Source organism: Kosakonia pseudosacchari, assembly GCF_015167415.1.
Lineage (GTDB): Bacteria > Pseudomonadota > Gammaproteobacteria > Enterobacterales > Enterobacteriaceae > Kosakonia > Kosakonia pseudosacchari.
In genome coordinates, this window is the sequence record NZ_CP063425.1 from 4,567,925 (window position 1) to 4,579,943 (window position 12,019).

The 12,019-nt window shown below is 55.7% G+C and carries 12 protein-coding genes; 4 read left to right on the forward strand and 8 right to left on the reverse strand.

The window, feature by feature from the left end:
* Positions 1–188: 188 nt before the first annotated feature.
* The 6 genes from IP581_RS21755 to ftsY all read right to left on the reverse strand — a co-directional run bounded on the left by IP581_RS21755 (position 189) and on the right by ftsY (position 7,253).
* Entirely contained in the window at positions 189–1,292 is a 1,104-nt protein-coding gene (locus tag IP581_RS21755; protein WP_017459573.1) for a branched-chain amino acid ABC transporter substrate-binding protein, read from the reverse strand.
* Between the two features lie 241 nt (positions 1,293–1,533).
* Positions 1,534–2,799, reverse strand: coding sequence for a 4-aminobutyrate--2-oxoglutarate transaminase (locus tag IP581_RS21760; protein WP_193821336.1), 1,266 nt, complete (start codon positions 2,797–2,799; stop codon positions 1,534–1,536).
* Between the two features lie 236 nt (positions 2,800–3,035).
* Positions 3,036–3,893, reverse strand: coding sequence for an RNA polymerase sigma factor RpoH (gene rpoH / locus IP581_RS21765; RefSeq protein ID WP_017459575.1), 858 nt, complete (start codon positions 3,891–3,893; stop codon positions 3,036–3,038).
* Positions 3,894–4,160: 267 nt separating this feature from the next.
* Positions 4,161–5,219 carry a permease-like cell division protein FtsX gene (gene ftsX, locus IP581_RS21770; RefSeq protein WP_086872780.1) on the reverse strand — a complete coding sequence of 353 codons (1,059 nt, stop codon included), beginning with the start codon at positions 5,217–5,219 and terminating at the stop codon, positions 4,161–4,163.
* Positions 5,212–5,880, reverse strand: a complete 669-nt coding sequence (ftsE, locus tag IP581_RS21775; protein WP_017459577.1) for a cell division ATP-binding protein FtsE — start codon at positions 5,878–5,880, stop codon at positions 5,212–5,214. Before ftsE ends, ftsX begins: the two co-directional genes overlap by 8 nt.
* Positions 5,881–5,882: 2 nt before the next feature.
* The gene (gene ftsY, locus IP581_RS21780; RefSeq protein WP_193821337.1) at positions 5,883–7,253 is read right to left on the reverse strand and encodes a signal recognition particle-docking protein FtsY; all 1,371 of its coding nucleotides are present in this window, start codon (positions 7,251–7,253) and stop codon (positions 5,883–5,885) included.
* A 189-nt stretch (positions 7,254–7,442) separates the two neighbouring features.
* Between ftsY and rsmD the strand changes: the two genes are divergently transcribed.
* Both rsmD and IP581_RS21790 read left to right on the forward strand, forming a co-directional pair.
* A complete protein-coding gene (rsmD, locus tag IP581_RS21785) occupies positions 7,443–8,045 on the forward strand; it encodes a 16S rRNA (guanine(966)-N(2))-methyltransferase (RefSeq protein WP_086872856.1) in 603 nt (200 codons plus the stop codon).
* Complete coding sequence (locus tag IP581_RS21790; protein ID WP_086872858.1) at positions 8,035–8,304, forward strand: DUF1145 family protein; 270 nt, start codon at positions 8,035–8,037, stop codon at positions 8,302–8,304. The genes rsmD and IP581_RS21790 overlap by 11 nt, the downstream gene beginning before the upstream one ends.
* Before the next feature lie 24 nt (positions 8,305–8,328).
* Here IP581_RS21790 and IP581_RS21795 read toward each other — a convergent pair whose 3' ends face one another.
* Positions 8,329–8,694 carry a DUF2500 domain-containing protein gene (locus IP581_RS21795; RefSeq protein WP_193821338.1) on the reverse strand — a complete coding sequence of 122 codons (366 nt, stop codon included), beginning with the start codon at positions 8,692–8,694 and terminating at the stop codon, positions 8,329–8,331.
* Between the two features lie 129 nt (positions 8,695–8,823).
* Between IP581_RS21795 and IP581_RS21800 the strand changes: the two genes are divergently transcribed.
* Entirely contained in the window at positions 8,824–9,450 is a 627-nt protein-coding gene (locus IP581_RS21800; protein ID WP_086872786.1) for a lysoplasmalogenase, read from the forward strand.
* A gap of 75 nt (positions 9,451–9,525) precedes the next feature.
* Positions 9,526–11,742, forward strand: a complete 2,217-nt coding sequence (gene zntA, locus IP581_RS21805) for a Zn(II)/Cd(II)/Pb(II) translocating P-type ATPase ZntA (protein WP_193821339.1) — start codon at positions 9,526–9,528, stop codon at positions 11,740–11,742.
* Here the strand turns inward: zntA and tusA are convergent.
* On the reverse strand, positions 11,739–11,984 hold the full coding sequence (tusA, locus tag IP581_RS21810; RefSeq protein WP_086872859.1) for a sulfurtransferase TusA: 246 nt from the start codon (positions 11,982–11,984) through the stop codon (positions 11,739–11,741). The genes zntA and tusA overlap by 4 nt on opposite strands.
* Positions 11,985–12,019: the final 35 nt, after the last annotated feature.

The window sequence follows — 12,019 nt, forward strand, 5'->3', positions numbered from 1 at the left end:
ATCAGGCTTACGTCGGTCCTGGTAAAACAGCAGAAAGGCCGGATTACCCCTGGTAATCCGGCCTTTTTAATTAATGCTGACCTGGACTTTCGCATCGCAGGAAGGCGGAAAATTCGCTCATCCCCGGAAACTGACTAAAGTAAGTGACCGGGAACTGCGGCGCGAAAGACGACGATCAGCTTAGAAAATCACTTCGCGTCAGTCGCTGTACCGTTCGCATGCCAGGTAAACACACCGAACTCAAAGCCTTTCAGATCGCCCTTCTCATCCCAGGAGAGCGGCCCCATTACGGTATCCACTGAGTGGCCTTTCAGATAAGTGGCGATAGCCGCCGGATCGGCGGACTGACCCAGTCCTGCAGCCAGCGATTGCAGCGCAGCGTAAGTGGTCCATACAAACGCGCCGCTTGGATCCTGTTTCTTCGCTTTGATCGCATCCACAATCGGTTTGTTCGCCGGAACCTGGTCATAGTTTTTCGGTTTGGTAACCAGCATACCTTCTGCGGATTCACCGGCAATGTTAGACAGGGAAACGTTCGCCACGCCTTCCGGCCCCATAAACTGGGTCTTCAGACCAGCGGCGCGAGACTGACGCAGGATCTGCCCCATTTCCGGGTGGTAGCCGCCGTAGTAAACGAAGTCGATGTTCTCTTTCTTCAGGCGTGCAACCAGCGTAGAGAAGTCTTTCTCACCGGCAGTGATACCGTCAAAGAACACCACGTTCGCGCCGCCTTTTTTCAGCCCGTCCTGCACTGCACGCGCCAGACCTTCACCGTACTGCTGTTTGTCATGGATAACGGCGATGCGCTGCGGCTTCACTTTCTCCAGAATGTACTTCGCCGCAGTCGGTCCCTGGTCGGAATCCAGACCGGTGGTGCGCAGCGTCAGTTTGTAACCACGCGCGGTCAGCTCAGGCGCCGTCGCCGCAGGCGTGATCATCAGAATACCTTCGTCTTCGTAAATATCAGACGCCGGCTGGGTAGAAGAGGAGCAGAGGTGGCCGATAACGTATTTAATGCCGTCATTGACCACTTTGTTGGCGACCGCCACCGCTTGTTTCGGGTCACAGGCATCGTCATATTTTACTGCAACCAGTTTGTCGCCTTTAATCCCGCCTTTGGCATTAATATCGGCGATAGCTTGTTCCGCACCGGTAAACTCCTGGTCACCGTACTGCGCAACCGGACCGGACATCGCCCCGACAACGGCAACTTTGATATCTTTGGCGAATGCCACGTTGCTCATTGCTAACGCAATACATCCTGCCAGTAACGCTTTGCCCTTCATTTTCATCCTGAGTTTCCCCATTGTTATGGTTATTGCATTTGTTGTGATATTGTTGTGTGGCACATTATTTCGCTTATTGTCATAAGCAAAGAATATGATAGTAGTTTTTAACCGTTCTGCCCGTACCTGAGCAGCATACTCTGCTAAAACATACCCCATTTTTCGGAATATGGAATAACAATTTTGAAGGTTGTACGACAGACTGATGACAGAAAATGAGAAAGCCGCCCATCAGGCGGCTGAATAATTAATGCGTCAGCGACTGAGAGAGAATATCCAGCGCCTTGCGGAACTGAACTTCCGGAATGGTTAACGGGTAGAGGAAGCGAATCACGTTGCCGTAAACCCCGCAGCTCAGCAGCAACAGCCCGTCCGCCAGCGCTTTTTCCTGCACCTGTTTAGTAAATTCAGCCGATGGCGCGCCGGTTTGCGGATCGCTAAATTCCACCGCGACCATTGAACCCTGCGCACGGATATCAGCGATATAGGGGCATTGCGCTTTTGCACGGTTCAGCACTTCCACCAGATGCTGGCCCAGATGGTTCGCCCGTTCGCACAGGTTTTCTTCTTCAATCACGTCCAGCACCGCATGCGCCGCCGCGATAGCGAGCGGATTGCCTGCGTAAGTGCCGCCCAAACCACCCGGCGCAGGCGCATCCATCACCTCCGCCCGCCCTGCCACCGCCGAAAGCGGCAAACCACCGGCCAGGCTTTTCGCCATGGTGATTAAATCCGGTTGCACATCGTAATATTCGCTGGCAAAGAGCTTGCCGGTGCGGGCAAAACCGCTCTGCACTTCGTCAACAATCAGCAGAATACCGTGGCTATCGCACACCTTACGCAGCGCCTGCATAAAATCGTTCGGTGCGACATTAAAACCGCCCTCGCCCTGCACGGGCTCCAGCAGGATAGCAGCGACTTGATCCGGTGCGATATCCGCTTTAAAAATACGCTCCAGGCTTTTCAGCGCCTCTTCAGTGCTTACACCGTGCAGCGCGTTAGGATACTGAGCGTGGTAAATCGAACCGGGGAAGGGACCGAAACCAATTTTATACGGCGCGACTTTGCCGGTGAGCGCCATGGTCATAAAGGTGCGACCGTGGAAACCGCCGCCAAAGGTGATAATTCCGGGGCGTTTGGTATAGGCGCGGGCAATTTTAACGGCGTTTTCCACCGCTTCTGCGCCAGTGGAGAAAAACGCTGTTTTTGCCGGACCAGCAACCGGTACGCGTTCGTTAATACGCTCCGCCAGCGAGACATAGCTTTCGTAAGGAACAATCTGGTAAGCGGTATGGGTAAATGCCTGCAACTGTTTTTCTACCGCTGCCATTACTTTTGGATGCCGATGTCCGGTGTTAAGCACCGCGATCCCGGCGGCAAAGTCGATCACTTCGTTCCCTTCTACATCCCACAGCGTCGCGTTTTCCGCTTTTTCTGCGTAAAAACCGCACATCACACCAATGCCGCGCGGCGTCGCCTGTAGACGGCGCTGATTCAATTCGTTGTTCTTCACCTTGATTGCCCCCTGTCTGTGTATGCCCGCTTACCAAGTATATAGCGCCTTTGATAAAGCGATGTTTTACTCAGTCTCGCGCAAGCGCAGGGACACCGACAGGACAGCTTTCCTGCCACGTTGTGACAGAAGCTGAATGAACGCGTGATGATGTGAGAGTGGTGGTGGTGGGATAATTCAGATAATAAAAAGCCGGGTGAGGCTTGCGCCAACCCGGCTTATTCACTGCAATACACTTACGCTTCGATAGCGGCGCGCAGTTTTTTCATTGCGTTCTTTTCAAGCTGACGCACACGCTCGGCGGACACGCCGTAGCGATCGGCCAGTTCCTGCAAAGTGGTCTTGTTATCTTCGTCCAGCCAACGGGCGCGGATAATCTGCTGGCTGCGTTCGTCAAGCCCCTGCATCGCATCGGTCAGCTTGTTGGCTGCCTGCTCTTCCCAGTTGTCATCTTCGATGCCGTCGGCAAAGTTGGATGATTTATCCTGCAGATAGAGCACCGGTGCCATCGGCTGGCTGTCGTGCGCATCGTCATCGGAGGACATATCAAAGGTCATGTCCTGCGCCGCCATACGCGACTCCATTTCACGCACGTCTTTGCTGGTCACGCCCAGTTCACGAGCAACCATTTCCACTTCGTCCTGGTTAAACCAGCCAAGACGCTGTTTGGCTTTGCGCAGGTTAAAGAACAGCTTACGCTGAGCTTTGGTGGTCGCGACTTTGACAATACGCCAGTTGCGTAGCACATACTCGTGGATCTCAGCTTTGATCCAGTGCACGGCGAAAGAAACCAGGCGCACACCCACTTCCGGGTTGAAGCGACGAACGGCTTTCATCAGGCCAATGTTACCTTCCTGGATGAGATCCGCCTGCGGCAGACCATAGCCCGAATAGTTACGAGCAATATGAACAACAAAGCGCAGGTGAGACAGAATCAGCTTTTTCGCTGCTTCCAGATCGCCCTGGTAATGCAGCTTTTCAGCCAGTGCCCGCTCTTCATCAGCCGTCAACATCGGCCATGCGTTCGCAGCCCGGACATAAGATTCCAGGTTACCAACAGGGGCTAAAGCTAAAGTTTGCATTTCTTTGGTCATTCAAATCCTCTCAATTCACTTATCAGCTGGCGGCGGTCTGTCCCCATCAGGCAACAAACATGCCAGCGCTTTTGAGCAACGAGAATAGCATTCACATTTTTATCAGACAGTGATTTTATCCACAAGTTCCTTGCAGGTCTGTGAATAAATTACGCACAAAATGTGACATCAGAATGATAAACCGGAGCAAGGAACCTCAGAAGGGGTATTACGCTTCCCTGCTACGGGAATACTTCACGTGCAGGGAAGGAGTATACCAGAGATTCTTTAGTCCGGAGTAAAGTGACGTAAATGTTGAACGGTAGCAAGCCAGGCGGCAATCCAGCCAATCATCGAACACACCAGCAACAGCAGCAAGCATTCGTCAAACGACAGCCCGCTAAGCTCAAACTGCGTGCCGAACACTTTCGCCACTTCCGTCACCGCCGAGGACAAGCGCATCACCAGGATTTCCGACAGGATCAGCGATAAAAACGCGCCGGAGAAACCGAGCAACGCGCCGCCATACAGGAACGGACGCAGGATAAAACCGTCCGTCGCACCAATCAGTTTTTGCACGTTAATGGTATCGCGGCGGGCGAAAATACTCAGCCGCACGCTATTGCCGATAACCAGGAACACAGCCGCAACCATCAGCACACCAATCATGGCCGCCACGCGCCCGACCAGACCAGTCAGGGACGCCAGCCGCGCAAACCAGCTGTCATCCATGCGCACTTCATCAATTCCCTGGATGCGCGAGATGCGATCGCGCAAGGTGTTCAACGAATCCGTGCTCTGGAAATCCAGTTTCGGCACCACTACCGCCACAGCGGGCAGCGGGTTCTCTTCGAGCATATCCAGCGCGCCGCCAAACCCGGACCAGTTGCGGAACTCACCCAGGGCATCTTCACGCGACAGGTAATTGACCTTTTCCACGCCCTGTTCGGACTGGAGCTGCCCCACCACCTGCTGTGCCGCGTTGTCATCCAGCGCTTTATCGAAATAGACAGTGATCTGCGGCGACGGATAGTACTGCGACGCGGCCTGATTAACGTTTTTGTAGACCATGTAACAGACGCTGGGCAGCGTCAGGGAGATGGCAATGACCATCACCGTCAGGAATGTCGCCAGCGGTTTGCTTTTCAGATCCTGCAACGCACCGTGCCAGGCGTAGCGTACCTGCTCGTTAAAGACGTTACTCTTACGCGAAGGCGCTTTCACTGGCGCTTTGCCGCGACGCGGCGCATTGCGGTTGCTCTCGCCGGAGGAGGCGGACGATTTACGAAAACGGTCTAATTTGCTGCCAAACTGCCGAATGTGGTTTAGTGCATCGCGCTTATTCACCCGCCAGGCCTCCATGCAAATGACCGTCGCTCAGGCTCAGCATGCGGTACGAACGACGGGAAATCAGCCCGATATCGTGCGTTGCCATCAGCACCGTAACCCCGACGCGGTTAAATTCTTCAAACAGACGTAAAATCCCTTCAGACAGCGCTTCATCCAGGTTACCGGTTGGTTCATCCGCCAGCAGGACTGCCGGTTTGTTCACCACCGCGCGGGCAATCCCCACACGCTGTTGTTCACCGCCGGAGAGCTGAATCGGGAAGCTTTTCGCTTTGTCGAGCAGCCCGACTTTATCCAGCGCCGCCGAGACGCGACGGCGAATATCGTCGCCGCTGGCACCCGCGATAATCAGCGGGATCGCCACGTTATCGAACACCGTTCTGTCCATCAGCAGGTGGTGATCCTGGAAAATCATCCCAATTTGACGACGCAAAAACGGCACTTCCCGGTTTTTCAAACGGGTAATATCGTGGCCGCCAAAGAGGATTTTCCCGGCGCTTGGCCGCTCAATCCCACAAATCAGCTTCAGCAGGGTACTTTTCCCTGCCCCGGAATGCCCGGTCAGAAAGGCCATCTCGCCCTGCTGCAGGTGAAATGTCACCCCCTGCAGCGCTTGTCTCCCACCGAGATAGGCTTTGCTGACGTGTTCAAAGCGAATCATTGTTAATCCTCTCGGGCAAAAAGTGCCTCTATAAAATCGCCCGCATTAAACGGACGTAAATCCTCAATACGTTCGCCGACGCCGATGTAGCGGATAGGAATACCAAATTGATCCGCCACCGAGAAAATAACGCCACCTTTGGCGGTACCATCAAGCTTGGTCAGCGTAATACCGGTTAAACCCACAGCCTCGTGGAACAGTTTGGCCTGGCTGATGGCATTTTGCCCGGTGCTGGCATCAATCGTCAGCATCACTTCATGCGGCGCGTCTTCGTCCAGCTTCTTCATGACGCGGACAATTTTCTTCAACTCTTCCATCAGGTGCGCTTTGTTCTGCAAGCGGCCTGCGGTATCGGCAATCAGCACATCCACATGGCGCGCTTTAGCCGCCTGGATAGCATCGAAAATCACCGAAGCGGAATCCGCGCCGGTATGCTGGGCAATCACCGGGATATCGTTGCGCTGGCCCCACACCTGAAGCTGCTCAACTGCGGCGGCACGGAAGGTATCCCCCGCCGCCAGCATCACGGATTTACCCTGCTGCTCAAACTGGCGCGCCAGCTTACCGATGGTGGTGGTTTTACCCACGCCGTTAACGCCAACCATCAAAATTACAAACGGAGTTTTTCCTTCGATGTTAAGCGGTTCATCCACTTTGGCGAGGATCTCGCTCATCTCATCTTTCAGCAAACCATACAGCGCTTCCGCGTCGCGCAATTGCTTGCGGCTCGCGCCTTCCGTCAGATTGGTGATGATTTTGCGCGTGGTTTCCACGCCCACATCGGCAATCAGCAACTGCTCTTCCAGCTCTTCGAACAGATCATCGTCGATCTTTTTGCCGCGGAACAGACTGATAAATCCTGAACCGAGGTTTTCTTTTGTTTTAAGCAGACTGCGTTTCAGGCGCGCAAAGAACCCTTCTTTGGTCGGTTTTTCCTGCTCCTGGACGGATTCTTCAACCGGCACGACAACCAGCGCTTCTTCCGCCGCTTCGGCGGCCAGCGCCTGCGCGTCCAGCTCCTCGTCGCTTAGCGGAACATCGTCTTCTTCCAGCGACTCAGCTTCCGCCTGCCACTCTTCAGCGCCGATCTCCTGCTCAGCCACCTCTTCCGGCAGCGGCAGTTCTTCATGTTCGATAACCGCCGGGCTTTCTTCTATTACCGCTTCCGCTGGCGCGTCTTCGTGCGCCAGTTGCTCGCTGATGTCGACAACCTCTTCAGCGAATTTTTCATTGTCGGCAGCAGGCTCGACAACCGGGGTTTCTTCAACCGGCTGCTCAGCTACCGGTTGCTGTTCGGTTTGCGCCTCTTCAGCCTTCTCTTTCTGCCCAAGGCCAAGCCAGGAAAAAAAGCCACGTTTCTTCTCATTTGCCATTGGCGACCACACTCCTCGCTATTGTTTCATGGCGCAGCCCGTCTGCACGGCCGGGACTGAAAACATTTGTTAATTAGTCGGATAGTCTACCACTTTCCTCAACTTGCATCACGGCTTGAGGATTAGGGTTTAACGTCATTCGACAGACCGCTAGAATAGCAGGTCGAAATGATGAGCAAAGCGATAACCATGAAGAAACCTACCCGTGCCGCCACCGGCCAGATCCGCATTATTGGCGGCCAGTGGCGGGGCCGTAAATTACCGGTTCCGGATAGCCCCGGCCTGCGCCCGACCACCGATCGCGTGCGTGAAACTTTATTCAACTGGCTGGCGCCGTCAATGGTAGACGCTCACTGTCTCGATTGCTTCGCCGGCAGCGGTGCGCTGGGGCTGGAAGCGCTCTCCCGCTACGCCGCCAGCGCCACCTTGCTGGAAATGGAGCGCAGTGTCGCCCAGCAATTACAGCAAAACCTGGCCACGTTAAAAGCCGCGAACGCGAAAGTGGTCAACACCAACACGCTGACGTTTTTAGCCAGCCCCGGCACGCCACACAATATTGCGTTTATCGATCCACCGTTTCGTAAAGGGATGCTGGAAGAGACCATACGCCTGCTGGAAAACAACGGCTGGCTCGCCGATGACGCGCTGGTTTATATCGAAAGCGAAGTCGAAAATGGGTTACCGCCCGTACCCGCTCGCTGGCAACTGCATCGGGAAAAAGTCGCCGGGCAGGTCGCGTACCGTTTGTACCACCGCGAAGCACAAGGAGAGAAGCATGCCGCTGTTGATTAACCTCGGGCGTCTGTTGATGCTCTGCATCTGGGCATTTCTGATTCTGAACCTGATTAAACCCTTTCCGCGCCCGCTGAATATTTTCGTCAACGTCGCGCTTGTCTTCACCGTCTTTATGCATGCGCTACAAGCCACCATGCTGAAAACGGCGCTACCAAAAGACGGCCCGCAAATGAGCAAAGCGGAGCAGATCCGTATTTTCCTCTTCGGCGTGTTTGAGCTGCTTATCTGGCAGAAGAAATTAAAAGAGAAAAAATAGTCCCGCCGCCCGGTGGCGTCATGCTTACCGGGCTGCTTCCGGCGTAAAGTCCACAAAGCGCGAGCCCTGATAACGCAGCACACCCCGGTCGCCCACTGTCAGCGCGTGATATTGCTGCTCATCCAGACGAAAACTCATCTCCAGCCCGCCGGTTTGCGGTTTAAAACTCACTTCATAACGCATGGCGGTTCCCGCTGGCGTAACCTGTTGCTGGCGAGAACGGCGCGGGTTAAGCGGTTTTTCCCGTTTATTGCTCACCACCACACTTTTTTGCTGTTGCGGCGCGCTATCGTTTTCGGCTTTTTCGCGCCGCTGCTGCACAAAGCGAAAAGAGGCAAAAACCACAATCAATCCAATGACGATAATGAAAAAAAGCGGTGGTTTACTCATAGCGAATACCTGTCGGAAAAAGCGGAATTGAGCTTATCGCGGCGGAAATAGCGTTGTCATCCTCCTTTTCCCGCCACTACACTGAGTAAGAGAGATTTACGCAACAATAACAGATACAGGGACTTAATTATGCTGTGGTCATTTATTGCTGTCTGCCTTTCCGCCTGGTTATATGTCGACGCCTCGTATCGTGGCCCGGTCTGGCAACGCTGGGTTTTTAAACCCGTTACGCTCTTGCTCCTGCTGTTACTGGCCTGGCAAGCCCCGATGTTCGATGCCATCAGCTACCTGGTGCTGGCGGGCCTGTGTGCCTCGCTGGTCGGGGATGCGCTCACGCTGTTACCCCGGCAAAAGCTGCTCTACGCCATCGGCGCGTTTTTCCTCGCGCATTTGCTCTATACCATCTATTTCGCCAGCCAGATGACGCTCTCATTCTTCTGGCCGCTACCGGTGGTGCTGCTGATTATCGGCGCGCTGTTGATAGCGGTGATCTGGTCACGCCTCGAAGAGCTGCGTATGGCGGTGTGTACCTTTATCGCCATGACGCTGGTGATGGTATGGCTGGCAGGCGAGCTGTGGTTTTTCCGTCCGACCAGCCCGGCGCTGTCGGCTTTCGTTGGCGCGTCATTGCTGCTGCTCGGCAACGTGGTCTGGTTAGGCAGCCACTACCGCAAACGCTTTAGCGCCGATAACGCCATCGCCTCCGCCTGCTATTTTGCCGGACACTTTTTAATTGTCCGTTCGCTGTATATTTAAAAGGCTTGACTCTGGAGTCGACTCCAGAGTGCATACTCCGGTTAATGAGAAAATTATCATTCACCGGAGGATGCCATGCCAACCCCCACCTCATCGCCTGAGTTGAAAAAAGCGCCGCAATTCGCGGCGGTTAAGCTGCGGCCGATAGAAGAAAAGACGCCATCCTGCTGCACCGAAGGCCACTGCGAAGAACGCGAAACGCCAGAAATGACCGCCGAAGGCGAACGCTATAGCTGGCAGGTTGACGGTATGGATTGCGCCGCCTGCGCCCGCAAAGTGGAAAACGCCGTGCGCCAGGTCGAAGGCGTCGGCCAGGTTCAGGTCGCCTTTGCCACCGAAAAACTCATCGTCATTGCGCAAAATGATGTGCGTGATCGCGTCGAACGTGCCGTGCAACAGGCCGGGTATCAACTGCGCAGCGAAAACGCACCTGCGCCAGAAACGTCACGGCTGCGCGAAAACCTGCCGCTTATCCTGTTGATCGCAATGATGGCGCTCAGTTGGGGGCTGGAACAGATCAACCATCCTTTCGGCCAGACGGCGTTTATCGCCACCACGCTGGTCGGGCTGTGGCCGATTGCGCGCCAGGCGCTGCGCTTAATGAAAAGCGGCAGTTGGTTCGCCATTGAAACGTTAATGAGCGTGGCGGCTATCGGCGCACTCTTTATTGGCGCGACGGCGGAAGCGGCGATGGTGCTGCTGCTGTTTTTAATTGGCGAGCGCCTTGAAGGCTGGGCCGCCAGTCGTGCGCGGCGCGGTGTCAGCGCGTTGATGGCGTTAAAACCGGATACCGCCACGCGCCTGCGCAACGGTGAGCGCCAGCGTGTCGCGGCACGCGATCTGCAACCGGGCGATGTGATTGAAGTCCCGGCGGGCGGGCGTTTGCCTGCGGATGGTCGCCTGGTCTCGCCGTTTGCCAGCTTTGACGAAAGCGCCTTAACGGGCGAATCCGTGCCGGTTGAGCGCGCAGAAGGTGAAAGCGTCCCGGCAGGTGCCACCAGCGTTGACCGTCTGGTGCAGCTTGAAGTGATTTCTAAACCGGGTGAAAGTGCGATTGACCGCATTCTGAAACTGATTGAAGAAGCAGAAGAACGTCGTGCGCCGATCGAGCGTTTTATCGACCGTTTCAGCCGCATTTACACCCCAGCTATCATGGCCGTGGCGTTGCTGGTCGCCATTGTTCCACCGCTTTTATTTGCGCAACCCTGGCTTGCATGGATCTACAAAGGGCTGGCTTTGCTGCTGATTGGTTGTCCGTGCGCGCTGGTGATCTCCACACCGGCGGCGATCACTTCTGGCCTTGCGGCAGCGGCACGTCGCGGTGCGCTGATTAAAGGTGGCGCGGCATTAGAGCAACTTGGCGGCATTCGCCAGGTGGCGTTTGATAAAACCGGCACGCTGACCGTCGGCAAACCGCAGGTCGCCGCGATCACACCATTAGCCGGTACAGAAGAAGCGGAATTGCTGGCGCTCAGTGCCGCTATCGAGCAGGGGTCCACCCACCCGCTGGCGCTGGCCATTGTGCAGGAAGCGCAGCGACGGGCGCTGGTGATTCCGGAGGCGCAAGGGCAGCGCGCACTGGTAGGTAAAGGCATCGAAGCGAATATCGCTGGTCAACAGGTGCTTATCAGCGCGCCGGATAAACTGCCGCAAGGTGCGCTGTACGACACCGTGCGGGCGCAGATTGCGCAGCAGGAAAGCCGTGGGCAAACCGTGGTGGTAGTGCAGCGTAGCGGCGAGGTTATCGGTACGATCGGCTTGCAGGACACGCTGCGCGACGATGCCAAAGAAGCCGTTGCCGCTCTGCATGCGCTTGGCGTACAGGGCGTGATCCTTACCGGCGACAACCCACGCGCCGCAGCGGCGATTGCCGGTGAGCTGGGGCTGGATTTTCGCGCCGGCTTGCTGCCGGAAGATAAAGTCGATGCGGTACGCACACTCAACCAGCAAGCCCCACTGGCGATGGTCGGCGACGGCATTAACGACGCGCCCGCAATGAAAGCCGCAACCCTCGGTATCGCGATGGGGAGCGGGACAGATGTGGCGCTGGAAACCGCCGACGCCGCGCTCACGCATAACCGGCTGATGGGTCTGGGGCAGATGATTCGACTGGCGCGCGCCACGCACAGCAATATTCGCCAGAACATCGCCATAGCGCTCGGCTTGAAAGCGATTTTTCTGGTGACAACGCTGCTGGGAATGACCGGACTATGGCTGGCGGTGCTGGCCGATACGGGCGCAACGGTGCTGGTAACCGCCAACGCGCTGCGCCTGTTGCGTACTAAAGATTAATGGTTTTTACGCACGACATAGCGGTACGGCAGAGACTCGGTTTGCCCGGCGACCAGCTCATGTTCCATAAAACGGCAAAAGCCGGGAATATCGCGGGTGGTTGCCGGATCGTCGGCGATAATCAGCAATGTTTCGCCAATCTGCATATTGCGCACGGTTTTGCGCACCATCATCACCGGCTCCGGGCAGCGTAAGCCCTGAGCATCCAGCGTGTGGTCGGCGGTGGAAAACGGATCGATCATCTTCATCTCGCAAGGGAAAAAACCGCATTAGTTTA

Coding starts and splice junctions, on each gene's coding strand:
- IP581_RS21755 (WP_017459573.1), bottom strand. CDS start 1,292: ATGAAAATGAAGGGCAAAGCGTTACTGGCAGGATGTATTGCGTTAGCA.
- rpoH (WP_017459575.1), bottom strand. CDS start 3,893: ATGACCAAAGAAATGCAAACTTTAGCTTTAGCCCCTGTTGGTAACCTG.
- ftsE (WP_017459577.1), bottom strand. CDS start 5,880: ATGATTCGCTTTGAACACGTCAGCAAAGCCTATCTCGGTGGGAGACAA.
- ftsY (WP_193821337.1), bottom strand. CDS start 7,253: ATGGCAAATGAGAAGAAACGTGGCTTTTTTTCCTGGCTTGGCCTTGGG.
- rsmD (WP_086872856.1), top strand. CDS start 7,443: ATGAAGAAACCTACCCGTGCCGCCACCGGCCAGATCCGCATTATTGGC.
- IP581_RS21795 (WP_193821338.1), bottom strand. CDS start 8,694: ATGAGTAAACCACCGCTTTTTTTCATTATCGTCATTGGATTGATTGTG.
- IP581_RS21800 (WP_086872786.1), top strand. CDS start 8,824: ATGCTGTGGTCATTTATTGCTGTCTGCCTTTCCGCCTGGTTATATGTC.
- zntA (WP_193821339.1), top strand. CDS start 9,526: ATGCCAACCCCCACCTCATCGCCTGAGTTGAAAAAAGCGCCGCAATTC.
- tusA (WP_086872859.1), bottom strand. CDS start 11,984: ATGATCGATCCGTTTTCCACCGCCGACCACACGCTGGATGCTCAGGGC.